The 24,115-nt window shown below is 73.4% G+C and carries 22 protein-coding genes; 10 read left to right on the top strand and 12 right to left on the bottom strand.

Annotated features, from left to right (window positions below; all coding sequences use genetic code 11):
• On the top strand, window positions 1-721 hold a 721-nt coding region (locus L615_RS21895), incomplete at its 5' end, for an HAD family hydrolase (protein WP_222430660.1).
• Window positions 722-746: 25 nt separating this feature from the next.
• Here L615_RS21895 and proC read toward each other — a convergent pair.
• From proC to L615_RS21925, 7 genes are all read right to left on the bottom strand, one after another.
• Window positions 747-1,547 carry a pyrroline-5-carboxylate reductase gene (gene proC / locus L615_RS21900; RefSeq protein WP_028655583.1) on the bottom strand — a complete coding sequence of 267 codons (801 nt, stop codon included), beginning with the start codon at window positions 1,545-1,547 and terminating at the stop codon, window positions 747-749.
• Window positions 1,548-1,560: 13 nt separating this feature from the next.
• A complete protein-coding gene (locus tag L615_RS21905; RefSeq protein WP_145726463.1) occupies window positions 1,561-1,956 on the bottom strand; it encodes a hypothetical protein in 396 nt (131 codons plus the stop codon).
• 647 nt (window positions 1,957-2,603) lie between these two features.
• Entirely contained in the window at window positions 2,604-3,338 is a 735-nt protein-coding gene (locus L615_RS21910; RefSeq protein WP_145726464.1) for an ABC transporter permease, read from the bottom strand.
• Window positions 3,335-4,054, bottom strand: a complete 720-nt coding sequence (locus L615_RS21915; RefSeq protein ID WP_145726465.1) for an ABC transporter ATP-binding protein — start codon at window positions 4,052-4,054, stop codon at window positions 3,335-3,337. The genes L615_RS21910 and L615_RS21915 overlap by 4 nt, the downstream gene beginning before the upstream one ends.
• A gap of 13 nt (window positions 4,055-4,067) precedes the next feature.
• Window positions 4,068-4,343 carry a TIM barrel protein gene (locus tag L615_RS24790; protein WP_396954783.1) on the bottom strand — a complete coding sequence of 92 codons (276 nt, stop codon included), beginning with the start codon at window positions 4,341-4,343 and terminating at the stop codon, window positions 4,068-4,070.
• Window positions 4,344-4,395: 52 nt separating this feature from the next.
• Complete coding sequence (locus L615_RS24795; RefSeq protein WP_396954781.1) at window positions 4,396-4,980, bottom strand: sugar phosphate isomerase/epimerase; 585 nt, start codon at window positions 4,978-4,980, stop codon at window positions 4,396-4,398.
• Complete coding sequence (locus tag L615_RS21925; protein WP_145726466.1) at window positions 4,977-5,915, bottom strand: Ppx/GppA family phosphatase; 939 nt, start codon at window positions 5,913-5,915, stop codon at window positions 4,977-4,979. Before L615_RS21925 ends, L615_RS24795 begins: the two co-directional genes overlap by 4 nt.
• Window positions 5,916-5,985: 70 nt before the next feature.
• Here L615_RS21925 and L615_RS21930 point away from each other — a divergent pair, with 70 nt between their 5' ends.
• From L615_RS21930 to L615_RS21940, 3 genes are all read left to right on the top strand, one after another.
• Window positions 5,986-6,747: a hypothetical protein gene (locus tag L615_RS21930; RefSeq protein WP_145726467.1), complete on the top strand. Its 762-nt coding sequence runs from the start codon at window positions 5,986-5,988 to the stop codon at window positions 6,745-6,747.
• Between the two features lie 122 nt (window positions 6,748-6,869).
• The gene (locus tag L615_RS21935) at window positions 6,870-7,505 is read left to right on the top strand and encodes a VOC family protein (RefSeq protein WP_028655576.1); all 636 of its coding nucleotides are present in this window, start codon (window positions 6,870-6,872) and stop codon (window positions 7,503-7,505) included.
• Window positions 7,506-7,515: 10 nt separating this feature from the next.
• Window positions 7,516-8,220 carry a class I SAM-dependent methyltransferase gene (locus L615_RS21940; RefSeq protein WP_028655575.1) on the top strand — a complete coding sequence of 235 codons (705 nt, stop codon included), beginning with the start codon at window positions 7,516-7,518 and terminating at the stop codon, window positions 8,218-8,220.
• Window positions 8,221-8,253: 33 nt separating this feature from the next.
• Here the strand turns inward: L615_RS21940 and L615_RS21945 are convergent, their stop codons facing one another.
• Together L615_RS21945 and L615_RS21950 are read right to left on the bottom strand one after the other, a co-directional pair.
• Complete coding sequence (locus L615_RS21945) at window positions 8,254-9,792, bottom strand: S8 family serine peptidase (RefSeq protein WP_028655574.1); 1,539 nt, start codon at window positions 9,790-9,792, stop codon at window positions 8,254-8,256.
• Window positions 9,793-9,840: 48 nt separating this feature from the next.
• On the bottom strand, window positions 9,841-10,872 hold the full coding sequence (locus L615_RS21950) for a LacI family DNA-binding transcriptional regulator (RefSeq protein WP_232221753.1): 1,032 nt from the start codon (window positions 10,870-10,872) through the stop codon (window positions 9,841-9,843).
• A 67-nt stretch (window positions 10,873-10,939) separates the two neighbouring features.
• On the opposite strand from L615_RS21950, the gene radA reads away from it, so the two are divergent.
• On the top strand, window positions 10,940-12,379 hold the full coding sequence (gene radA, locus L615_RS21955) for a DNA repair protein RadA (protein WP_145726468.1): 1,440 nt from the start codon (window positions 10,940-10,942) through the stop codon (window positions 12,377-12,379).
• 137 nt (window positions 12,380-12,516) lie between these two features.
• Window positions 12,517-13,590 (top strand): DNA integrity scanning diadenylate cyclase DisA, encoded by a 1,074-nt coding sequence (gene disA / locus L615_RS21960; protein ID WP_028655571.1) that lies wholly within the window; start codon window positions 12,517-12,519, stop codon window positions 13,588-13,590.
• Between the two features lie 24 nt (window positions 13,591-13,614).
• Here the strand turns inward: disA and L615_RS21965 are convergent, their stop codons facing one another.
• Window positions 13,615-14,406, bottom strand: a complete 792-nt coding sequence (locus L615_RS21965; protein ID WP_028655570.1) for a hypothetical protein — start codon at window positions 14,404-14,406, stop codon at window positions 13,615-13,617.
• Between the two features lie 98 nt (window positions 14,407-14,504).
• Here L615_RS21965 and L615_RS21970 point away from each other — a divergent pair, with 98 nt between their 5' ends.
• A complete protein-coding gene (locus tag L615_RS21970) occupies window positions 14,505-15,386 on the top strand; it encodes an A/G-specific adenine glycosylase (RefSeq protein ID WP_145726469.1) in 882 nt (293 codons plus the stop codon).
• Window positions 15,387-15,669: 283 nt separating this feature from the next.
• On the opposite strand, the gene L615_RS21975 is transcribed toward L615_RS21970, so the two are convergent.
• Window positions 15,670-18,234 carry an ATP-dependent Clp protease ATP-binding subunit gene (locus L615_RS21975; RefSeq protein ID WP_028655568.1) on the bottom strand — a complete coding sequence of 855 codons (2,565 nt, stop codon included), beginning with the start codon at window positions 18,232-18,234 and terminating at the stop codon, window positions 15,670-15,672.
• 145 nt (window positions 18,235-18,379) lie between these two features.
• Between L615_RS21975 and L615_RS21980 the strand changes: the two genes are divergently transcribed.
• Together L615_RS21980 and L615_RS21985 are read left to right on the top strand one after the other, a co-directional pair.
• The gene (locus L615_RS21980; RefSeq protein WP_051485739.1) at window positions 18,380-19,579 is read left to right on the top strand and encodes a hypothetical protein; all 1,200 of its coding nucleotides are present in this window, start codon (window positions 18,380-18,382) and stop codon (window positions 19,577-19,579) included.
• Entirely contained in the window at window positions 19,576-20,757 is a 1,182-nt protein-coding gene (locus L615_RS21985; protein ID WP_145726470.1) for a DUF6270 domain-containing protein, read from the top strand. Before L615_RS21980 ends, L615_RS21985 begins: the two co-directional genes overlap by 4 nt.
• Here the strand turns inward: L615_RS21985 and L615_RS21990 are convergent.
• Window positions 20,744-21,865, bottom strand: coding sequence for a glycosyltransferase (locus L615_RS21990; protein WP_036517585.1), 1,122 nt, complete (start codon window positions 21,863-21,865; stop codon window positions 20,744-20,746). The genes L615_RS21985 and L615_RS21990 overlap by 14 nt on opposite strands.
• Window positions 21,866-22,021: 156 nt before the next feature.
• Between L615_RS21990 and L615_RS21995 the strand changes: the two genes are divergently transcribed.
• Entirely contained in the window at window positions 22,022-24,115 is a 2,094-nt protein-coding gene (locus L615_RS21995; protein ID WP_145726471.1) for an acyltransferase family protein, read from the top strand.

Below are 24,115 nucleotides of genomic sequence, written 5' to 3' on the forward strand. Positions count from 1 at the left end.
GCTCGCCATGACGATCCAGGCCCTGCTCCTCGACCTGGACGACACGCTGGTGGACCACCGTGGCGCGGCCGAGCGCGGCGTGCGCACGTGGCTCAGCGGGCTGGGCCTGGCGGAGACGCCGGCGCAGCTGGAGGAGCTCGTCGAGCGGTGGTTCGTGCTGGAGGCGCGGCACTACGAGCGCGCCCAGCGGCGGGAGCTGACGTACCTCGAGCAGCGCCGGGTGCGGATCCGCGAGTTCCTGCCGGGGTGGGACCTCGCCGACGACGCGCTGGCCGACGACGTGTTCGCGGGCTTCCTGGGCTGCTACCAGGCGGCGTGGCGGGCGTTCGACGACGCGGCGGCCACGATCGAGCGGGCGCTGCGGGCCGGGGTGCCGGTCGGCATCCTCACCAACGGCGACCAGGCGATCCAGACCGAGAAGCTGCGCCGCACCGGCCTGCTGCGCCCCGACGTGCCGGTGTTCGCGTCCTCCGGCCTGCCGGCGGCGAAGCCGGACCCGCGCTCCTACCTCGCCGCGTGCGAGCGGCTGGGGTCGGCGCCGGCGCGGACACTGATGGTCGGCGACTCGCTGCGCCACGACGTCGTCGGGGCGCGTGACGCCGGCCTGCAGGCGCGCCTGCTGGACCGCTACGGGCGCTACAGCGGCCGCCGGGCGGTGCCGGGCGTGGTCGCGCTGCGCGGGCTGGCCGAGCTCGACTGGCCCGCCGCAGCGGCGAGCTGACCCCGGTCGCCGCCGGGGCGGGGACTCAGGAGCCGAGCTCGGCGGAGCGGTCCCGGGCGGCCTCGAGCGCGGCGAGGAAGGCCGCGCGCACGCGGTGCACCTCGAGCTCGCGCAGCGCGGCGGCCGTCGTACCGCCCGGCGAGGTGACCTGCTCACGGAGCACGGCGGGGTGCTCGTTGGTCTCGCGCAGCATCGCCGCGGACCCGACGAGGGTCTGCACGGCCAGCTCGTGCGCGGTGGTGCGCGGCAGGCCGAGGTGCACGCCGGCCTCGATCATCGCCTCGACGACGAAGAAGACGTAGGCCGGGCCGGAGCCGCTGATCGCGGTGACCGCGTCCTGCTGCTTCTCCGGCACCCGTACGACGCGGCCGACCGAGCTCATCAGCGCCTCGGCCTCGGCGAGGTGGTGGTCCTCGCAGTGGGAGCCGGGCGAGATGGCGGCCATGCCCTCGTCGACGAGGGCGGGGGTGTTCGGCATGACCCGGACGACCGCGATCCCGGACGGGACGTGCGACTCGATGAAGGAGGTGGTGATGCCCGCGGCGAGCGAGACGATCAGCTGGCCGGGGCGCAGCGCGGGGCCGATCTCGCCGAGCACGTCGGCCATGTCCTGTGGCTTGACGACCAGGAGCACGGTGTCGGCCTCGGCAGCGGCGGCGACGTCGGGGACCACCGGCACGCCGTACTTCTCGACCAGCTCGGCGGCGCGCTCGGCGCGCTTCTCGACGACGACGAGGTCGTCGGCGCTGCGGCCGGCGCGGATCAGGCCGGAGAGGAGGGTCTCCCCCATCACGCCAGCACCGATGACGGCGGTGCGCTTGCTCACTGCGGCAACTCACTCACTTCTTGGGGACCAGGGACGTCAGGAAGGGTGACAGGTTCCGGGGATGCTCCGCCAGTCGTCGGGCGACGTGGCCGTACCACTGCGGTCCCCACGGGAGGTGGACCCGGACCCGCTCCCCGGTCGCGACCAGCCGGCGCACCTCGGCCGGTCGGGCGTCGTAGGGCAGCTGCAGGTCGTAGGTGCCGGGCGCGCGGCCGTAGCGGCTGGCGAGGGCGATGGCGATCTCGACCAGACGCGGGTCGTGGGTGGCGACGACCGGGTGGCCCCCGCCGTCGAGGAGCACCTTGAGACACCGCACCCACGCCCGATCGAGCTCGGCGGGGTCGGTGATCGCGACGTCGGCCGGCTCGTCGCGGGCGCCCTTGGCGAGCAGGACGCGGCTGCGCAGCACGACCCCGGTGTCCGGGAAGTCGGCGCGNCCGCACCCACGCCCGATCGAGCTCGGCGGGGTCGGTGCTGCCGGCACCGGCGAGCGCGCGGCAGTCGTCCTCGGTACGCCGCAGGTGCGCGCGCAGCACGACCCCGGTGTCCGGGAAGTCGGCGCGAAGGGCGCCGAGAAGCGCGAGCACGACGTCCGTCGAGGCGTGGTCCTCCGAGTCGAGGGTGACCGTGACCCCGGCACGGGCCGCGGTCCGGCAGACCTGGCGGGCGTGGGTGAGGGCCAGCGCCTCGCCGCCCGGGAGGTGCAGCCCGACCGCCGCCGGCCGCAGGACGACGTCGACCTGCGCACCGAGGCCGGCGTCGGCGACGCGGTCCAGCAGCACCCGGTGTTCCTGCGCGACCGCCCTCGACCCGGCCTCGTCCCGCGCGTCGCGGCCGAGGTGCGCGACGGTACAGGCGAGGCCGTCGGCAGCGAGCTGCCCGGCCACGGCGACCGCCTGCCTGACGTCCGCGGCCGGCACGAACGCTCGCACGACGGGCGCCGGGACGGGCACCGCGGAGGCGACGGACTCCGCGACGGCGCTGCGCGACAGCGCCCGCAGGGCACTGCGCACAGGTCTCATGTCCCCGAATCTACGGGGGTTCCGCACCTCCCGGTCACTCGGTACGACGTCGCAGGGTCGCCGCCCCGAGGGCGAGTGCCGCGACGGCGAAGGCGGCGACGACACCGATGTCGCGCCACACCTGCCCGGTGGCGCTGGTCGTCGCCAGCTGCTCCATCGCGTCGACCGCCCAGGACAGCGGCATCACGTCCGAGACCACCTCGAGCACCCGCGGGAGGTCCTCCCGCGGGACGAGCAGCCCGCAGAGCAGGATCTGCGGGACCACGACCGCCGGCAGGAACTGCACGGCCTGGAACTCGGTGCGCGCGAACGCCGAGACGAACAACCCGAGCGCCGTGCCCAGCACGGCGTCGGCGACGCCCACCACCCCCAGCAGCACCGCCGGGCCGCGGACGTCGAGGTCGAGCAGCGTGAGCGCCACCGTGGCGGCGATCGCGGCCTGCAGGGCGGCGACCGCGCCGAAGGCCAGGGCGTAGCCGCCGAGCAGGTCGAGGCGACCCATCGGCATGGTGAACAACCGCTCCAGCGTGCCGCTCGACCGCTCGCGCAGGGTGGTGATGCTGGTGACCAGGAACATCACGAAGAACGGGAAGATCGCCAGCAGGGCCGGGCCGATCCGGTCGAACACCAGCGGCGTCGCCTCGAAGATCCACCACAGCAGCGCCTGCAGCAGGCACGGCAGCACCAGCAGCATCGCCAGCGTGCGGTGGTCGCGGCGCAGCTGCGTGAGCACCCGGGCGGCGACGGCGAGCGTGATCCGTGGTGTCACCGCGCACCACCCGCCCGCTCGACGAGCGCCAGGAACGCGCTCTCCACGTCGCTGGCGCCGACCCGTGCCTTGATCGCCGACGGCGTGCCCTGCGCGATGATCCGGCCCTCGCGCATCAGCAACAGCTCGTCGCACCGCTCGGCCTCGTCCATGACGTGGCTGGAGACGAGCACGGCCGTGCCGGACGCCGCGACACGGTGGAAGAGCGCCCACAGGTCCCGTCGCAGCACCGGGTCGAGCCCGACGGTCGGCTCGTCGAGCACCAGCACGTCCGGTCGTCCCAGCAGCGCGACCGCCAGCCCGACACGGGAGCGCTGCCCGCCGCTGAGCCGGTGGACGACGTGGTCACGGTGGGAGGTGAGGTCGACCTCGGACACGGCCTCGTCGACGCTGCCGGCCGGCCGGCCGAGCACCCGGGCGAAGAAGCGGAGGTTCTCGGCGACCGTCAGGTCGTCGTACACGCTGGAGGACTGGGTCTGGTAGCCGACCCGGTCGCGCAGCGGCGCGCTCCCGGCAGGCTCGCCGAGCACCGTGACGCTGCCGCCCGCGACCCGCTGCACGCCGACGATGCTGCGCAGCAGCGTCGACTTGCCGCACCCGGACGGGCCGAGCAGCCCGGTGACGCCGGGACCCACGGCGAGGTCGAGGCCGTCGAGCACCACCCGCCCGCCGCGTACGACGCGGAGGCCGATGGTCGTGACGACGGCTCCCTCCACGCCGGCCCCAGCCTCAGGCTCCGTGCGCGGGGCGGGCGACCTGCTCCCCGGTGTCCGCGGCACCGGCGGTGAGGTGCTCGATCGCGAACTCCAGCGACTCCCGCAGGTCCGCCTCCCGCTCCTCGCGGGTCGTGCAGCGGCGGGTGTTGATCTCGAGGACCACCTCGCCGGCGAACCCGGTGCGCGCCAGGTGCTGCAGGAAGTCCGCCGCGCCGGTGGTGCCGCGCCCGGGGACGAGGTGCTCGTCCTTCGCGGAGTCGGTGCCGTCGGTGAGGTGGACGTGGCGCAGCCGCGGGCCGAGCTGCCCTCCCCGGGCTCCTCCGCGACGTGCGGCTCCTCGTTCAGTGCGCTGCCTTCCCGCGCGGGCCGAGCCGCTCGGCCATCGCGACCACGTCGTCGCGCGCGATCGCCGCGTGGGACAGGTCGATCGTGGCGTTGGCGTAGGGCTCGGTGGAGGGGTCCCAGCCCGGCTGGTACATCTGCATCTGCCGGCGGGACGTCCGCCAGGGGTACATGTTCTCGACGGCGAAGGCGATGCCCGAGGACTCCTCGAGCGCCGCGATGCCGTTGACGAAGTCGCGGGCGTACTCGCGCTGCCAGCGGAACGGCGGGTGCACGACGACGACCTCGGCGCCGACCGCGCCGGCCATCGCGGCCGACCGCTCGAGCTTGCCCCACGGCTCGACGCCCCAGACCCGTTGGGTGAAGAGCAGGCAGGGTGCGTGGACCGCGCTGACCGGGAGCTGGTGGTGCTCGGAGAGCTGGCGCACGGCGTCGACCTGCTGGGAAAGCGCGTCGATGCCGACCATCACCTCGACGGCCTCGTAGCCGACCTCGGCGGCCCAGCTGAAGGCGTGCGCGGTGGACTCGGGGTAGACCGAGCTCGTCGACAGCCCGATCCGCGGGCGGCGTGCGGCAGCGGTCATGGCTCGTCGGTGACGCTCAGCTGGTCGATGCGCTCGAGGATGACGCCCTCCCGCAGCGCCCACGGGCAGATCTCGAGCTCGGGCAGGTCGAAGATGTCCATGCACGCCTCGGCGACCAGGGCGCCCGGCACGATCTGGTGCGTGCGGCTGGGCGAGACGCCGGGCAGGTCGGCCAGCTCCTGCGGCGACATCGCCACCAGCTTGGGGATCCAGCCGCGCAGCTCGGCGAGCGGCAGGGTCCGCGGCACCAGCGGGCCGTCGCCGGACGGTGCTGCGCCGCAGATCCGGGCGAGGGAGCGGAAGGTCTTCGACGTGGCGGAGGCGCGGTGGGTGGTCCCCGCGCGCAGGAGGTGCCCGGCGTCGCGGGCTATGTCGGTGCGGATCCGGCGGCGGATCGCGCGCAGCCGCTCCTCGTCGAGCGGCTCGGCGAACTCGGCCCGGGCCAGCCGGGCCGCACCCAGCGGCAGGGACCAGGCGACGTCGGGCCGCTCGTCGGCGCCTGCGGCGATCTCGAGCGAGCCGCCGCCGATGTCGAAGACGGCGAGCCGGCCGGCGGACCAGCCGAACCAGCGGCGCACGGCGAGGAAGGTCAGGCGCGCCTCGTCCTCGCCGGACAGCACCTCGATCTGCACGCCGGTCTCGCGCTGCACGCGGGCCAGCACGTCCTCGGAGTTGCCGGCGTCGCGCACCGCGGAGGTCGCGAACGGCAGCATCTCCTCGCAACCCTTCTCCTCCGCGACCCGCAGCGCCTTCGCGGTGAACGCGGACAGCGCCGCGACGCCCGTCGACGACACGTCACCGGCGTCGTCGAGGTGCTCGGCGAGGCGCAGCGGCTCCTTGTAGGAGTACGCCGGCAGCGGGGCTGCGCCGCCGTGGGCATCGACCACGAGGAGGTGGCCGGTGTTGGAGCCGATGTCCAGGACGCCCAGGCGCATGCGTCCACGGTACTAGCGCCGGTGGGAGCGGGCATGCGGCGTGACGCGGGGGCTCGACTAGATTGGTCCGGTGCCAGAGGTGTCGCTCGACTTCCCCCGTGCGTGGGTCGAATTCGTCAACCCCGCCGACGAGGGCGAGGTGATCAAGGCCGACCTGACGTGGCTCACGTCGGCCTACACGTGCATCTTCGGCAGCGGTTGTGCCGGCATCTACGCCGACTCCCCCGACGTCGGCTGCTGCACGCTCGGCGCGCACTTCGCCGACAAGGAGGACGAGCGCCGGGTCGAGGCGTACGTCCAGCAGCTCACGCCCGCGCACTGGCAGGCCCACCCCGGCCGGCCGGTGAAGCGCAAGGACTGGGTGGAGAAGGACGAGGACGGCGAGCGGAAGACCCGCATGCACGTCGTCGACGGCCAGCGCTCGTGCGTGTTCGCCAACCGCCCCGGCTTCGAGGGCGGATCGGGCTGCGCGCTGCACGCGCTCGCGCTCGAGCAGGGCCGCAACCCGCTGGAGACCAAGCCGGACGTGTGCTGGCAGCTGCCGATCCGTCGTACCTTCCGCGAGGTCGAGCGGATGGACGGCACGTCGTACGTCGAGGTGACGATCACCGAGTACGACCGCCGGGGCTGGGGCCCGGGCGGCCACGACCTCGACTGGTACTGCTCGGGCAACACCGAGGCGCACGTCGCCGTCGAGCCGCTCTACGTCACCAACGAGCCGGAGCTGGTCGAGCTCATCGGCCGCAAGGCGTACGACGAGCTGGTGCGTCACTGCGAGGCGCACCTGCGCTCCCGCTCGGCCCTCGCGCTGCACCCCGCCGACCCGCGCTGACGCGCGCCGGCGCCCGTCGGGGCGCGCCCCGTCGCCGGGTTCCTCGCTGTCGGCACATCTCGACGTCAAGAGACCAGCACCCCGGATGCACGTTCCGGGCGCGATGAGCACAGAATGTCCACATGCGCCTGGACCACCTCTCCTACGCGGCCGGACCCGACGGACTCGAGAGCACGGCCGAGCGCCTGGGCTCTGCGCTCGGGTGCGAGTTCGCCGACGGCGGTGTCCACCCCCGCTTCGGGACGCGCAACATGATCCTCCCGCTGACGGACAAGACCTACATCGAGGTCGTCGAGGCGCTGGACCACCCGGCGTCCGACAAGGCGCCCTTCGGCCAGGCCGTCAAGGCCCGCTCCGGGCTCGGCGGCGGCTGGCTCGGCTGGGCCGTGGCCGTCCCGGACATCACGGTCATCGAGGAGCGCCTCGGCCGCCCGGCCGTCCCCGGCTCGCGGCACCGCCCCGACGGCGTGGAGCTGCGCTGGCGCCAGATCGGCATCAACGGCCTCATCGCCGACCCGCAGCTGCCGTTCTTCCTGCAGTGGGACGACGTCGACCTGCACCCCTCGCACGGCGCCGACGGCACCGTGTCGCTGGCGGGCATCGAGATCGCGGGCGACCCGCAGCGGGTCAGCGAGTGGCTCGGCGAGACCGTCGAGGCGCCGCTGGAGGACGTGAAGGTGGAGTGGGTGGCGCCGCACGGCACCCCCGGCATCCTCGCCGCCCAGGTCCTCACCCCCAACGGCGTCGTCCGCATCTGACCCACCCGCGGTGAAGCCGGTCCGGGGAGCGATCCCCAGCCCGAACATCTGGAACCACACCGCGACCTACGAGCTCGAGAACCGGGCCGCCGACCCCGACGGGCGGCTGTGGGCCGCGATGGAGGCCCGCGCCGACTGGAGCGGTCGCGTCGTGCTCGACCTCGGCTGCGGCACCGGTTTCCACCTGCCCCGCTTCGCCGAGCAGGCCTCGTCGGTCGTCGGCGTCGAGCCGCACCCCGGCCTGGCCCGGCTCGCCCAGCGCCGGCTGCGCTCACGCGGCGTCACCAACGCAGAGGTGCGCGTCGGCGCCGCGCAGGAGGTGCCGCTGCCGGACTCCTCCGTCGACGTCGTGCACGCCCGCTGGGCCTACTTCTTCGGTCGGGGCTGCGAGCCCGGCCTCGCCGAGCTCGAGCGGGTGCTGCGGCCCGGCGGCGTCGCGCTGGTCATCGACAACGACGGGTCACGCTCGACTTTCGGGGCCTGGTTCCGCCGCGGCTTCCCGCACCTGGACCCGCCCGCGGAGACCGAGCGGTTCTGGAGCATGCGCGGGTGGACCCTCGACCGCGTCGACATGGGCTGGCGCTTCGAGGACCGCGCCGACCTCGAGGCCGTGGTGCGGATCGAGTTCAAGCCGGACGTCGCCGACGAGATCATCCGTCACCACGAGGGCCTCGAGGTCGACTACGCGGTCAACCTCTGGTCGCGGGCCTACTGATCAGCAGGCCCGCGACCGGGCAGGGACCGACGGTCACTGCACGGCGTCGAGCGCGTCGACCACGCCCTCGCCGTAGTAGCTGTTCTCCGCCGCGGTGCCCACGCACGGCGCGCCGGCGGTGGCCGCGACGCAGTCGTGGTCGTCGGCCTGGGCGCGCAGCGTGGCGACCATCTGCTCCGGTGTCCAGCCCGGGTGCACCGACTTCATCAGGGCCAGCACGCCGGCGACGTGCGGCGAGGCCATCGACGTCCCGGACTTCAGGCCGTACCCGTTGCCGGTCACGACGGTCGAGAGGATCCGTGAGCCCGGGGCGGCGACGTCGATGACGCCGAGGCCGCGGTTGCTGAAGCTCGAGAGCCGGTTGTCCAGGGACCCGGCCGGGAACCGCTCGAGCGAGGAGACGGTGACGACGCCGTCGAGCTCCGTCGGGATGTCGCGGCAGCCGCTGTTGATGGTGCGGGCGACGGGGGTGCCGTCGTTCGGGCTGCTGTTGTTGGTCGTCTTGCTCGACAGGTCGTACGCCGAGTTTCCGGCCGCAGCCGCGTGGACGACGCCCTGGTCGGTGGCCCAGGCGACCGCGCGGCGTACCGCCTCCATGGCGGCGGCCTGGTCGGGCTGGTCGTTGCACCAGAACTCGAACGGGTCGACGTAGTAGCTGTTGTTGGTCACGTCCATGCCGTGCTGGCCGGCCCAGACGAACCCGCACACGGCGTACTCCGGGTAGATGTAGCCGTCGTTGTTGACCACCTTGACCGAGGCCATCCGCACGCCGGGCGCGACACCGACGATGCCGGTGCCGTTGCGCGCGGCGCCGATGGTGCCGGCGACGTGGGTGCCGTGGTCACTGGTGGTGGGGTGCCAGCCGGTCGCCGAGGTGTCGGGCCGGCCCGCGTCGGAGCAGTTGACCGAGCTCGCCACGTCGATGTTGGCGGCCAGGTCCGGGTGGTCGGGGTCGATGCCGCTGTCGAGGACGCCGACGAGCACGTCGCGCGAGCCGTCGGTGACCTCGTGGGCCTGGTCGGCCTTGATCATCGCGAGGTCCCACTGCTCGGACTCACGCGGGTCGGGGACGACCGCGAGGGTGGCCTCGGTGCCGGTGGTGTCCTGCGCGCGGTCGGCCTTCGCGCCCTTGACGGCCGTGCGCAGCTGGCCCTTCCCGGGACCCCACGGCGCCTGCACGCCCTCGGGCGTGCCCTCGCTGACCGGGACGGTGCGGGTGGCGCCGACGGACTCGAGCGCGTTGCCGGCGGCGCGGCGCACGTCAGCGCGGAAGGCGGCGCGGTCGCTGTGCGCGACGACGACGCCGACCTGGGGCCAGGTCTGGACGACGACGCCGCCGGCCTGCCGGACCGCGCGCTCGACCAGGCGGGTCTGGCCCGGGTTGGCGTGCTTCGCGTTGAGCACGTACGACGACACGACCCCGTCCGGGGTGCTGATCGGGACCGGGGTCGAGACCGGCTCGTCAGCCGGGGCCGCGGTGGCTCCGCTGGTGGTGACCGCCAGGCCGGCCACGGTGAGGCCGGTCGCGACGGAGAGGGCGGCGGCACGCAGCCGCCGGGTACACAAGGACATCGAGGATCCTCCCGAGAAGTGGCGCAGGTCTTCCTGCGCCGCACATCCTCACACGGAGGTCTGCCGGATGGCGAGGGTCGGCGCGAGAAGGACTTCGCGTGTCGGGCGACCGGTCGCCGAGAGCACGTCGACGAGCGCAGCGACCAGCTCGACCGCCACCTGCTCCAGCGGCTGGCGGACCGAGGTCAGGCCCATGACCTGGGCGACCTGGGAGTCGTCGAAGCCCACGACGGCCACGTCGCTCCCGGCGCGCAGCCCACGGTCGCGGAGCGTGTGCAGCACGCCGACGGCGAGGGTGTCCGACGCGCAGACGAACGCCGTCGGCCCGGTCGCGTCGAGCAGGCGGGCCGCCGCCCCGCGCCCGGCGTCGACGGTGTCCGGCACCGCGGCCTCGAGCCCGGCGGTGGCCAGGCCGTGGCCGGTCATCGACCGGTACCACCCGGCCCGCCGGTCCTCGCCGATCCGCGAGCCGGGCTCCCACCCGAGCCAGGCGATCCGCTCGTGGCCGAGCTCCCGCACGTGGTCGGTGGCCGCCGCGACACCGGCCGCACCGTCGACGTCGACCCACGGGTGCGTCGCGTCCGGGTCGTCCCACGGGCGGCCGAACGCCACGAACGGAGCCCGTCGCCGGGTGAGCTCGACGGTCTGCGGGTTGCCCAGGTAGGTGTCGGTGACGACGAAGGCGTCCACGGAGGTGGAGCGGAACAGGTCGTCGTACCCGCCGAGGGGGTCGGGGACCTCGCCCTCGGCGACGGGGCCGCCGGAGAACAGCAGCACGTGGTAGCCGACCTCGCGGGCGGCCTCGACGAGCGCACGCACGAAGCGGTCCATGGCCATGTTGGCGGTGAACTCCTGCGCGGGCATGAGGCGCAGGCCGACCAGCCGCGAGGTGCGGGTACGCAGGTGGCGGGCCGCCTGGTTGGGCGTGTAGCCGAGTCCCTCGATCGCCTCCATGACCCGGGCGAGCGTGTCGGCCCGGAGCAGGTCCGGGTTGTTGATCGCGTTGGACACGGTCTGGCGGGAGACACCGGCACGTTCGGCGACGTCGGCCAGGGTGGCCGGCGGGCGGGGGTTCTCCACAGCCGAGATCCTGCCACGCCGGGGCCCTGCCACGGATCTGTCGGAGCCGTGCCCTACGGTCAGGGTCATGGCCTCTTCGAAAGCACGTTCGAACTACCGCTGCGGCGAGTGCGGCTGGACCACCGCCAAGTGGGTCGGCCGCTGCGGCGAGTGCCAGGCGTGGGGGACGGTCGAGGAGGTCGCCGCCGCGGCGACGGCCGGCAGCAGCCGCACGTCGGCCGCCCCGGTCACCCGCAGGGCGGTGCCGATCGGGCAGGTGCCCGCCCAGCACGCCGTGCACGAGCACTCCGGGGTGCCCGAGCTCGACCGGGTCCTCGGCGGCGGCTTCGTCCCCGGCGCGGCGGTGCTGCTCGCCGGCGAGCCGGGCGTCGGCAAGTCGACGCTGCTGCTCGAGGTCGCCGCGCGCACGGCGAAGCGGTCGGTGCGCACCCTCTACGTCACCGGCGAGGAGTCCGCCGCCCAGGTCCGCCTGCGCGCCGACCGGACCGACGGCATCCACGACGAGCTCTACCTCGCTGCCGAGACCGACCTCGGCGCCGTGCTGACCCACATCGACCAGGTCCGCCCGACAATGATCGTCATCGACTCGGTGCAGACCATCGGCGCGGCCGAGGTCGACGGCGTGCCCGGCGGCGTCACCCAGGTCAAGGAGGTCGCGCAGGCGCTGGTGCGGATGGCCAAGAGCCGCGACATCACGGTGGTGATGATCGGCCACGTGACCAAGGACGGCGGGATCGCCGGACCCCGCGTGCTCGAGCACCTCGTCGACGTCGTGCTGCACTTCGAGGGCGACCGCAACTCCCGCTTCCGGATGGTCCGGGCGGTCAAGAACCGCTTCGGCCCGGTCGACGAGGTCGGCTGCTTCGACCTCGGCCCCGACGGCATCCGTCCGGTCGAGGACCCCACCGGGATCTTCACCGAGCGCCACCACGGCCGGGTCCCCGGCACCTGCGTCGCGGTGACCATGGAGGGCCGCCGCCCCCTGCTGGCCGAGGTCCAGGCGCTGGTCACCCTCTCCCCCGCCGAGCGACCGCGGCGCACCACGTCGGGCCTCGACGGCTCGCGGCTGGCGATGATCCTCGCCGTCCTCCAGCAGCACTGCGGCATCAAGCTGCACCAGCACGACGTGTTCGCCTCCACCGTCGGCGGAGCCCGGCTCACCGACCCCGGCAGCGACCTCGCCGTGGCCGTGGCACTGGCCTCCTCGACGTTCGTGAGCGCACCGCCGGCGGGCGTGGTCGCGATGGGCGAGATCGGCCTGTCGGGCGAGCTGCGCCGGGTGCGCGACCTGCCCCAGCGCATCGCCGAGGCCGCGCGGCTCGGCTTCGAGATGGCCGTCGTGCCGGCCGACCCCGGTCGGGCCGCTGGCGACCGCCGTCCCGCGCGGGACCGGGAGGTCGAGGGCATGCGGGTGATCGAGGCGCCCGACGTGATCTCCGCCCTGCGCCTGCTCAACCTCGACCGCCGCACCAAGCACGCGCTGGAGGTCGTCGACGGGGCGGAGTGAGGGCCGATCCCGGCCGGCCGACAGCCCCGACGCCGATTTCTTCACCTTCTCCTGCGAGACCGCCGGACGTTCGGCGCCTCCCGGACCCCGTGCGCGGATAAGGTACGAGCGTCCGTCCCGGCGAGAGAGGAGCGCGAGTGGTCACGTCGGCCGATCCCCGACTGCGCGAGACCCTTGCGCGGATCGCCCCTGGCACGCCGCTGCGCGACGGCCTGGAGCGCATCCTGCGCGGGCGTACGGGCGCGCTCATCGTCATCGGGCAGGACCGGCTGGTCGACAGCCTCTGCACCGGCGGCTTCGAGCTCGACGTGCCGTTCACGGCCACCGGCCTGCGCGAGCTGGCCAAGATGGACGGCGCGATCATCATCGACGGGAGCCTCACCCGGATCATCCGCGCCGCGGTGCACCTGATGCCGGACCAGTCGATCCCCTCCGAGGAGACCGGCACCCGCCACCGCACCGCCGACCGTGTCGCCAAGCAGACCGGACACCCGGTCATCTCGGTCTCGCAGTCGATGCAGATCATCGCGGCGTACGTCGGCGAGACCCGCCACGTGCTCGAGGACTCCGGCCAGATCCTGTCCCGCGCCAACCAGGCGCTCGCGACCCTCGAGCGCTACAAGCTGCGCCTCGACGAGGTCTCCAGCACGCTGTCCGCCCTCGAGATCGAGGACCTCGTCACCGTCCGCGACGTCGCCGTCGTCGCCCAGCGGCTCGAGATGGTCACCCGCATCGCCCGCGAGATCGAGGACTACGTGCTCGAGCTCGGCACCGACGGCCGCCTGCTCGCCCTCCAGCTGGAGGAGCTGGTGACCGGCGTCGACACCGAGCGCGAGCTGGTCATCCGCGACTACGTCCCCTCCCGGCGCCGCAGCCGCGAGCCGGAGGAGCTGCTGTCCAAGCTGGAGCAGCTCTCCGCCACCGACCTCGTCGACCCGTCCGCCGTCGCGAAGGTGCTCGGCATCGGCACCGGCGAGCACCTCGACGGCGCCGTCGCGCCCCGTGGCTACCGGCTGCTCACCAAGGTGCCGCGGCTCCCGGCCAACGTCGTCGAGGGTCTGGTCGACCACTTCGGCACCCTGCAGAAGCTGCTCTCCGCCGGCATCGACGACCTGCAGGCCGTCGAGGGGGTCGGCGAGCTGCGCGCCCGCAGCGTCCGCGAGGGCCTGAGCCGGCTCGCGGAGTCGACGATCCTCGAGCGCTACGTCTGAGCGCTCCGCCCCGGCGGGGCCGGCCTAGTTGACCGGCTTCTTCGGCTTCTTCGTCGCCGTGCCCTTCGGCTTCGCGGTCCCCGTGGACTCGGGCGTCACCTCGACGGTCCGCGGCGCGGGCCGCACGAGCTCGAAGTCGGCGGCGGCCGGCTCCCCACCCAGCGCGGCGGCGGAGATCGTGTACTCCCCCGGCATGACCCACGCCGTGCGGCGCGCGCACCGCGCGGCCGACTCGCGGGCGTTCCAGGTCATCTCCACGACGGTGGCGACCGCACGGCGCACGACCACGCTCTGGTCGGGTACGACGCGGGGGCAGTGCTGGGTCGTCCAGAGCACGCGCGAGCCGTCGGCGATCCGGACCGAGACGCTGCTGCGGGAGACCTGCCAGGTGCAGGCCTCGGACTCGGTGGTCCTCAGCGACAGCCGGACCCGGACGTCGTGGCCGGCCTCGGCCGGTTTCGGGACGACCGGAGTCACGGTGACGTCGGCGGCCTGGCAGGTGCCCTGGGGGGCGGCCAGCGTCGGGGAGGCCGAGGCGGTCCCGCCGCGACGGGGGGTGGCCTCCGAGGCCGACTCCTCCTCGGCGCCGGCGGTCACGGTGCCGGTGGCCTCGACCCGGGCCGCGGCCTGCTCGGCGCCCGCGGCGTCCTCGGAGCTACCGTCGCTGCTGCCGGTGAGCCACCGCGCGATGACGAACACGACCGCGAAGGCGGTGCCGAGCACGAAGACGCGCCGGCGCCAGTAGACGCTGGCCGGCAGCGGACCACGCGTCGTCCGGCCCCGGGCGGGGGCAGGTCGACGGGGTGCGGCGGGCATGGCACGACGGTAGTCAGCGTGCGCCCGTCAGCCGGGCTGACCCGCCGGGGTGGACCCGAAGTCGGCGGACGTCACACCGCTGGCGACAATGGCTCGCGATGACCCCCGACCCCGCCGCCAGCCTCGTCGAGCCGATCCTGCGCTGGTACGACGAGCACGCGCGCGACCTGCCCTGGCGCCGTCCCGAGGCGTCGGCGTGGTCGGTCCTGGTCAGCGAGTTCATGCTCCAGCAGACACCGGTCGTGCGGGTGCTCCCCGTGCACAAGGCCTGGCTGCAGCGCTGGCCCACCCCGGCGGACCTCGCGGCCGAGGCCCCGGGCGAGGCGGTCCGTGCGTGGGGCCGGCTCGGCTATCCCCGCCGCGCCCTGCGCCTGCACGCCGCGGCGACCGCGATCAGCGAGCAGCACGACGGGCAGGTGCCGGCGTCCTACGACGAGCTGCTCGCGCTGCCCGGCGTCGGCGACTACACCGCCGCGGCCGTCGCCGCCTTCGCCCACGGCCGGCGCCAGGTCGTGCTCGACACCAACGTGCGGCGGGTGCTCGCCCGCACCGTGACCGGCGTGGAGTTCCCGCCGCGCTCGGTCACGCGCGCCGAGCGCGACCTCGGCGCCGCCCTGCTGCCGGCCGACCCGCCCACCGCCGCCACCTGGTCGGTGGCGGTCATGGAGCTCGGTGCGCTCGTCTGCACCGCGGACCGGCCCCGCTGCGAGGCCTGCCCGGTGCGCGCCGCCTGCGCTTGGCAGCAGGCCGGCGCCCCGCCGTACGACGGACCGCCGCGCCCGGTCCAGGCCTGGGCCGGCACCGACCGCCAGTGCCGTGGTCGCCTCATGGCGGTGCTGCGCGATGCGCCGGGCGAGGTCACCCAGGCCCAGCTCGACGCCACCTGGGACGTCCCCGCCCAGCGCGAGCGCGCGCTCGCATCGCTCCTCGCCGACGGCCTCGTCGTGCGCACCCCCTCCGGCCGCTACGCCCTCCCCTGAGGGGTCGAGACGTCACCTCTGGCCTGTTGAGTGGTCATCTGTGGCCCGTCGAGTGGTCATCTGTGGCCCGTCGAGTGGTCACTTGTGGCGCTGCCGGGACCACCGGGGCAGGAACTGACGCTTCAACAGGCGACAAGTGACGTCTCGACGAGCCAGAAGTGACGTCTCGACAGGCCACAGGTGACGTCTCGACCGAGAAGCAGACCGGCCCGGACCCTCGGGTGGAGGGTCCGGGCCGGTACGGCGTCAGCCAGCGGTCAGCCAGCGAACAGTCAGCCGGGGGTCAGGCGGACTCGTTGTCGTCGGGAGCGATCTCCGCACCCTCGCCGGGGGAGTTGGTCTCGGCGACCGTCTCCAGCGGCGGGAGGTCGGGCAGGTCGCCCATCTTCTGGCCCGTGAAGGTGAAGGTCGCGGCGGGACCCTGGCCCTCGACGTCGACGAGCACGATCTGGCCGGGGCCGACCTCGCCGTAGAGCATCTTCTCGGCGAGGACGTCCTCGATCTCGCGCTGGACCGTGCGGCGCAGCGGCCGGGCGCCCAGGACCGGGTCGAAGCCCCGCTCGGCGAGCAGGTTCTTCGCGGGCTGGGTGAGCTCGAGCTTCATGTCGCGGTCCTTCAGGCGGACCTCCACCGCGGCGATCATGTTGTCGACCATCGCGATGATCTGCTCCTGCGTCAGCGGCGGGAACACGATGATCTCGTCGACGCGGTTGAGGAACTCCGGGCGGAAGTGCTGCTTGAGCTCCTCGGAGACCTTGCCCTTCATCCGCTCGTACGAGCCCGCCGCGTCACCGGCCTGGTTGAAGCCCAGGTTGATGCCCTTGGCGATGTCGCGCGTGCCGAGGTTGGTGGTCATGATGATGACGCAGTTCTTGAAGTCCACGACCCGGCCCTGGGAGTCGGTCAGGCGACCTTCCTCCAGGATCTGCAGCAGCGAGTTGAAGATGTCCGGGTGGGCCTTCTCGACCTCGTCGAAGAGGACCACGGAGAACGGCTTGCGGCGCACCTTCTCGGTGAGCTGGCCGCCCTCCTCGTAGCCGACGTAGCCCGGGGGGGAGCCGAAGAGCCGCGAGACGGTGTGCTTCTCGCCGAACTCCGACATGTCGAGCTGGATGAGCGCGTCCTCGTCGCCGAAGAGGAACTCGGCGAGCGTCTTGGACAGCCACGTCTTGCCGACACCGGACGGGCCGGCGAAGATGAACGAGCCGCCGGGACGCTTGGGGTCCTTCAGGCCGGCGCGGGTACGACGGATGGCCCGGCTCAGCGCCTTGACCGCCTCGTCCTGGCCGATGACGCGCTTGTGGAGCTCGTCCTCCATCTTGAGCAGTCGCGTGGACTCCTCCTCGGAGAGCTTGACGATCGGGATGCCGGTCGCCACGGCGAGCACCTCGGCGATCAGCTCCTCGTCGACCTCGGCGACCTCGTCCATGTCGCCCGAGCGCCACTGCTTCTCGCGCTCGGACTTCTTCAGGATGAGCTGCTTCTCCTCGTCGCGCAGGCGGGCCGCGGCCTCGAAGTCCTGCCCGTCGATCGCCGCCTCCTTGCGCTGGCGGACCTCGGCGATCTTGTCGTCGTACTCACGCAGGTCGGCGGGGGCCGTCATCCGGCGGATGCGCAGCCGCGAGCCGGCCTCGTCGATGAGGTCGATCGCCTTGTCCGGCAGGAACCGGTCGGAGATGTAGCGGTCGGCCAGCGTCGCCGCCGAGACCAGGGCCTCGTCGGTGATGGTGACCCGGTGGTGCGCCTCGTAGCGGTCGCGGATGCCCTTGAGCATCTCGATCGTGTCGGCGATCGACGGCTCGGGGACCTGGATGGGCTGGAAGCGGCGCTCGAGCGCGGCGTCCTTCTCGAGGTACTTGCGGTACTCGTCGAGGGTGGTCGCGCCGATGGTCTGCAGCTCGCCGCGGGCCAGCATCGGCTTGAGGATGGAGGCCGCGTCGATCGCGCCCTCGGCCGCGCCGGCACCGACGAGGGTGTGGATCTCGTCGATGAACAGCACGATGTCGCCGCGGGTGCGGATCTCCTTGAGCACCTTCTTGAGGCGCTCCTCGAAGTCACCGCGGTAGCGGGAACCGGCGACGAGCGCACCCAGGTCGAGGGTGTAGATCTGCTTGTCCTTGAGCGTCTCGGGGACGTTGCCCTTGACGATGTCCTGGGCGAGGCCCTCGACGATCGAGGTCTTGCCGACGCCGGGCTCACCGATGAGCACCGGGTTGTTCTTGGTGCGCCGCGAGAGCACCTGCATGACACGCTCGATCTGGGCGGCGCGACCGATGATCGGGTCGAGCTTGCCCTCACGCGCGTCCTGGGTCAGGTTGCGGCCGAACTGGTCGAGCACCAGCGAGGACGACGGGGCGTCGCTCCCGCTCGTGCTGCCGGAGGTGGCCGCGGCCGCGCCGGTCTCCTTGCCCTGGAAGCCCGAGAGCAGCTGGATGACCTGCTGGCGGACCCGGTTGAGGTCGGCGCCGAGCTTCTGCAGCACCTGGGCGGCGACGCCCTCGCCCTCGCGGATCAGGCCGAGCAGGATGTGCTCGGTGCCGATGTAGGAGTGGCCGAGCTGCAGCGCCTCGCGCAGGGACAGCTCGAGCACCTTCTTGGCGCGGGGGGTGAAGGGGATGTGGCCCGACGGCGCCTGCTGGCCCTGGCCGATGATCTCCTCGACCTGGGCGCGCACCGCCTCGAGGGAGATGTCGAGCGACTCGAGCGCCTTCGCGGCGACACCCTCGCCCTCGTGGATGAGGCCGAGCAGGATGTGCTCGGTCCCGATGTAGTTGTGGGAGAGCATGCGGGCCTCTTCCTGGGCCAGCACGACCACCCGGCGGGCTCGGTCTGTGAACCGCTCGAACATCTGCACGCTCCTCACACGTCCTGGGGTGTTCATCGGATACAACCCCGCGGCCAGCCTACGCGTTCCCCCGAGGACCTCCGCGGCTGTGCGCTGTGAGCGAACACCGGGGGTGGTCGGAGGGGCCCCAGCGGGTAGGGTCCGGTGCGTGCCCGAGCAGTTCCCCGCGCTGGACCCGAACGCGATCCTGCTCCACGTGGGCCCGCACAAGACGGGTACGACGGCGATCCAGGGGATGCTCGGCGAGGCCCGTCCCGCGCTCGCTGAGCACGGCGTCCTCTACCCCGGCAAGAGGTCGAACCACCACGACGAGGCCCGTGCCCTGCTGGGCCGGGCGTCCGGGTGGGCGGCCGACCAGGACGAGCTCCCGCCGGTGCACCGCTGGAACAAGCTGGCCCGGGCGGCACAGCGCGCCCCGGGGCGGGTGGTGATCAGCAGCGAGTTCTTCGGCCTGGCCCACGACGAGCACCGGGCGACCATGGTCGAGCAGCTCGGCGCGGACCGGCTGCACGTGCTGGTCGCGGCCCGCAACCCCGGCGCCATCGCCCTCTCCACCTGGCAGCAGGTGCTGCGCGACGGCAAGGGCGCCGGCCTCGACGACTGGCTGCAGCGCTCCTTCAAGCGGGAGGCGCCCGGCCCCGCGACGGCCGGCTTCTGGTGGTGGGCCGACGCAGCCAAGCAGGTCGAGCGCTGGGCCCGGGTGCTCCCGGCGGACCACATCCACGTCGTGGTGATCGACGAGGCCGACCGGACCCTGCTGCCGACGACCTTCGAGCAGCTGCTGGGCGTCCCGGCCGGCGTGATCGCGGGGGCCACCTCGCGCAGCCACAGCAACCGGAGCCTCACCGCACCGGAGGCCGAGCTGCTCCGCGCGGTGGTCGCCATCGCCCGCCCGGAGCTGACCTGGAAGCAGTTCTCCCTGCTCCTGCGCTTCGGCTACAGCCGACGCCTGGTCTCCTCCCGCACCCCGGCCGCCGACGAGCCGCGGATGACGCTGCCCGCGTGGGCGGTCGAGCAGGCCGACCGCGAGGCCGAGGCGATGGTCGAGCAGCTCGGCGCGAGCGGCGTCCACCTCATCGGCGACCTCGCCCACCTCCGCCAGGGCCGCACGGCCACCGAGCCCGTCACGGTGGACGCGGTGCCCGTCGAGCTCGCCGCCGAGGGCGTCACCGGCGTCGCGGTGGCCGCGGCCCGCCGGATCGAGGCCCTCGAGCAGCAGCTGGAGCAGCTGCGCGCCTCGCGTCCCGCCATCGACGACATCCCCACCCGCGACCTCGCCGCCCACCTGCGCCGGCGCGCCCTGCGCCGGGCCCGCCGCGGGGGCCGGACGGACGGACGCCGGCCGTGAGCCAGCCCGACCCGGTCACCCCGGTCACCCCGGTCACCCAGGACGTCCCGGAGGTGTCGGGCCGCCCGGTCACGGTGTCCGTGCTCGGGAGCTGCATCACCCGCGACAACTTCAACTCGCGGTTCAACCCCGACTACAAGCGCTGGTACCGCGTCGGCCCGACGACCAACCAGAGCTCGATGATCGCGCTGATGTCCCCGCCGGTCGACGAGCCGTGGGAGCCGGTGCAGGAGATGAAGCCGTACGGCCTCTGGAACGTCCGGTCCGACCTGTCCCGCGAGATCCTCACCCTGCTGCCGGAGGAGCAGCCGGACGTGGTGGTGCTCGACTTCTTCGGCGACGCCCACTTCGGCGTCGTGCGGCTGCCGGACGGCCGGTTCGTCACCGACAACCGCTGGCGGATCCACAAGACCGACCTGTACGAGCGGATCCTCGCCATGCCCGGCACCGAGCAGTTGTCGTGGGAGCAGGACGCGGACGGCTACTTCGGGCTGTGGGTCGAGGCGATGGACCGGTTCGCGGCGTACGTCGCCGACCAGCTCCCCGACACCCAGGTCGTCGTGCACTGGGGGTTCAACGCCGACGAGGTCGTCCCGAGCGGTGAGTCGACCCCGCGGCGGATGCCGTCCAGGCGCCGCCGTGCGGCGCGCAAGCGCAACGCGTTCTGGCGCCGCCTCAACGAGCACGCCTCCTCGGCGTACGGCTGGGAGAGCATCGACCTGTCCCGGGAGTACTACGTCACGCTCGACGACCACCCGTGGGGACCGATGGAGGTCCACTACACGCTGGACTACTACCCCCGGTTCCTCGCCGAGCTCGACCGGGTGGTCCTCACCCGCTCGGCTCCGGAGGAGGTCCGGGTCCTCGCCCGGGAGCTCCACGAGGCGGCCGCCGAGTACACCCGCGACACCGCCCGGTGGAGGATCGCGGCGCACGAGCACCAGCGGGCCCTGGCCGTCGAGCGCGAACGGCCCACCTGGAAGCGGGTGCTGCGCCCGCGCGGCCCCGGCGCTGCGCCGGTGCCCCCGGCCCCGCCCGCCGCCACGGCGACGCTGCTCGAGGCCCTGCGCGGTGCCGTCGACGACGACGCGTTCGCGCGGCTGTCGCGCCTGGCGACCACGGCCGAGGAGCACGTCCGCTGGCTGCGGGAGACCCCGCCGACGCTCAGCGCCGACTGACCCGCCCGAGCTCCTCGGGCACCCCGGGCTCGTCGTGCCACGGGTGCAGGTAGCGCCCGTCCTCGACCGGCACGCCGGGACCGTCGATCTGCGCGACCAGCCGGGCCAGGTCGTCGCGCCGGTCCTGCGCGACCAGCCAGCCCATCACCCGCTGCCCCGCCGGCAGGTCGACCTGCTCGAAGGGCACGGTCTCCTCGTTCCAGATGCCGAGCAGGCCCTCGCGCAGCATCACCCAGTACCGGTCGGGGTCCTCGGTGGACGGGGCGACGGCGGCGCGGAAGTGCTCCCACATGTCGATCGGCAGCACCTGGTGGTAGAGCGTGTCCAGCAGCACCGGGTTGCGGTGGGCGCGGACCCGGTCGAGGGTCATGTGCTTGGTGCGGATCCGGTCGTCGAGGTTGTCGAGCCGGCCGCGGCGGTTGGTCGCCGAGGACTCGCCCTCGCGCACGTACCAGTCGTAGACGACCTCGGGGAGCACGTCGAAGCGCCGGGCGGCGAGGAAGGCGTCGGTGGCCCAGACCTGGTCCTCGTAGCGGACGCCCAGGGGGAAGGTGAGGCCGGCCGAGCGCCAGAAGTCCATCCGGAACACCTTGTTGCAGGGGAAGACGTCAGCCAGCATCAGCGGGGCGTCGTCGATGCCCACCGCCGTGCGCCGCTCGGCGTGGTTGCGCGCCAGCAGCGGCGGGCGCGAGCGCCGGCCGTCCTCCGTCACCTTCTCCATCATCCCGACGGCGAAGTCGGAGCCCGACCGGTCGAGGCTGCGCAGCAGGGGTTGCCAGGCGCGTGCCGGCAGGAAGTCGTCGGGGTCGACGAAGGTGACCAGGTCGCCGGTGCAGTGCTCCAGCGCGACGTTGCGTGCCGCCGACACCCCGGCGTTGGCCTGGCGGAGCACGACCACCTCGCGGTGCGTGGCGGCGTACTCCTCGGCCAGCTCGCCCGAGCCGTCGGTCGAGCCGTCGTCCACCACGACGACCTCGAGGTCCACCCCCGGCTGGGCCAGCACGCTGTCGAGGCTGCGCACCAGGTAGGGCGCCTGGTTGAACACCGGCACCACGACGCTCAGCCGCGGGCGCGCGGCCCGGCGCCACGGGAGGCGGAGGGGACTCACCCGACGACGTCCCGTCGGCCGGGGAGGGGGTGCGGGTGAGCGGCGTCCACGGGCAAGAAGCATAGGGCGGGCCGTCGGCGAGCCGGTGAAGTCGGTTTGGGAGCGGGGCGCGGGGCTGGTCTACTCTCGGACGGCACCATCGGTTGGGGGAGAGTATTGGCTAACGGCGAGGGGCGAGCGCCCCGCACCGACATCCAGGGACTCCGGGCGATCGCCGTCGGGATGGTCGTGGTCTACCACCTCCACAGTCCCCTGCTGCCGGGCGGGTTCGTCGGCGTCGACGTCTTCTTCGTCATCTCGGGCTTCCTCATCACCGCCCACCTCGTCTCCCGCCCGCCACGGCGCCCGCGCGACCTCGCCGACTTCTGGGGCCGCCGCATCCGGCGCCTGCTGCCCGCGTCGCTGCTGGTGCTGGCCTGCACGATCGCCGCGGTCTGGCTGGTCGCCCCCGAGACCGAGTGGCAGGCGAACGCGCGCGACGCGCAGCTGGCCGCCCTCTACGTCCTGAACTGGGGGCTGGCCGGGAGCGCGGTCGACTACCTCGCGGCCGACAACCTGCCGACGGCCGTCCAGCACTTCTGGTCGCTGTCGGTCGAGGAGCAGTTCTACTTCGTGTGGCCGATCCTCGTGGCGCTCGCCGTGCTCGCGGGCCGGCGCAGCGCACGCGCCACGACGATCGCCCTGGCCACCACGCTCGGCGCCGTGGTGCTGGCGTCCTTCGCGTTCTCGGTCGAGCGCACGGCGAGCAACCCGGCGGCGGCGTACTTCATCACCCCGACGCGGATGTGGGAGCTGGGCATCGGCGGCCTGGTGGCGCTCCTGGTCAGCCGGCGCGAGCTGCCGGTCGCCGACCTGCGGGTGCGGGCCGTCGGCGCCTGGGCCGGCCTGGCGATGATGGTCGCGACCGGCTTCCTCTACTCCGAGAGCACGCCCTTCCCCGGCTACCAGGCGGCGCTGCCGGTGCTGGGCACCGCGCTGGTCATCCTGTGCCGCCCGGACGTCGACGTCCCGCTGGGCGCCGGCCGCCTGCTGGCGCTCCCACCGGTGCGCTGGGTCGGCGACGTGTCGTACTCGGTCTACCTGTGGCACTGGCCGCTGATCGTGCTCGCACCCAGCGTGCTGGGCCACGAGCCGGGCTGGCGGTCCCTGCTGGCCATCGCCGCGGCGACCTTCGTGCTCGCCGGCCTCACCGAGCGCTTCGTCGAGCGCCCGTTCCGCAAGCCGGACCTCGTGCGCTTCCGCCGCACCACCTACGCCAGCGCGGTCGCCGGGATGAGCGTCGTGGTCCTGATGGGCTCGACCGTGGTGGGGCTGGTCAGCGGCGCCGAGGACGAGGACCGCGACCGGCTCGCTGCCGCGCTGCGCACCGGCGGGCCGTGCTTCGGCGCCGCGGCGCTGGACCCGGGCCAGGACTGCGCGCCCGTGGCGTACGACGACCTCGTGCCGGCCCCCGCGCTGGCCGCGAAGGACAAGTCGGAGGCCTACAAGGACGTCGGCGGACGCCAGTGCTGGTCGTTCACCCCGACCTTCGAGGACCGGCACTGCACCTTCGGCGACGAGGACGGCGACGTCACCATCGCCCTGGTCGGCAACTCGCACGCCGGGCACTGGCTGCCCGCACTGCAGCGGATCGCCGAGCAGCGCGGCTGGCGGATCGAGACCTACCTCGCGTCGCAGTGCGCGTTCTCCACGACGCCGCAGCTGTTCCGGACCGAGGCCTTCAGCCAGGCCTGCCTGGACTGGGTGGAGCGCACCACCGACGCGCTGGTCGCCGACCAGCCCGACCTGGTCGTGACGTCCAACCGGGTCTCGGTGCGCGCCGTCGGCCAGCCCGACCTGGCGTCCTCGCTGCCGCTGTACGCCGAGGGCTTCCGCTCCGTCTTCTCGACCCTGGTCGAGGCGGACCTGCCGGTGCTCGTCATCCGCGACACCCCCGCCACGGGGAAGCAGACGCCCACCTGCATCGCCGACGCCGAGGACGACTACGCCTCGTGCGACGGCACCGTCGACGACTGGTTGCCCGCCGACCCGGCGGTCGACGTCGTGGCCGAGATGGACGACACCCGGTTGCGCATCGTCGACCTGACGGACCGGATCTGCGACGGTGGGACGTGCTCCGTCGTCAACGGCGGAGTGATCACCTACTTCGACGCCTCGCACCTGACGGCGACCTACGCCTACACGCTCGGCCCCTACCTCGCTCCCGCGGTGGAGGCCATGACGCCCGACCGACCCTCGCAGGAAGGATGA

The organism is Nocardioides sp. J9, from assembly GCF_007829375.1.
Lineage (GTDB): Bacteria > Actinomycetota > Actinomycetes > Propionibacteriales > Nocardioidaceae > Nocardioides.